Source organism: Roseovarius halophilus (ex Wu et al. 2025), assembly GCF_047086965.1.
In genome coordinates this window covers 1-466 of sequence record NZ_JBKOTX010000566.1, presented here as the reverse complement: position 1 = coordinate 466, position 466 = coordinate 1, and the positions used below count along the sequence as shown (strand labels likewise).

Annotated in this window: 1 pseudogene; it reads left to right on the top strand. The window is 75.1% G+C overall.

Going from position 1 to position 466, the window contains the following annotated elements:
• A pseudogene (locus ACH107_RS33525) lies at positions 1 to 466 on the top strand (class I SAM-dependent methyltransferase); the annotation flags it as partial.

The following is a 466-nucleotide window of genomic DNA, read 5'->3' as shown; positions in this document are numbered from 1 at the left end:
GCCGCAGGGCACGGCGTGGCGACTGGTGGACAATGATGCCGCCCTGCTGGCGCGGGCGACGGCCGCGGCCGGCGACGCCGCCACGACCCATCATCAGGACCTGGGCGATATCGACGCGCTGCCGCTCGACGGGGCGACGCTGATCACGGCGTCGGCACTGCTGGACCTGATGCCCGCGACATGGCTGCACGCGTTGGCGGCGCGGGTGCAGGTGCCGTTCTACGCCGCCCTCAGCTATGATGGCCGGATGTGCTGGACCCCCGAAGACCCGCGGGATGCCGCCGTCACGGCGGCCTTCAACCGGCACCAGCGCGGCGACAAGGGGCTGGGCCCCGCGCTCGGGCCGGGCGCGGTGGAAACCGCCGCGGCGGTCCTTGCCGAAACCGGCTTCGACGTCCTGCGCGCGGACAGCCCTTGGCGGCTGGGCCCCGACGCGGCGCCGCTTCGGGCCGCGCTGGTGGACGGC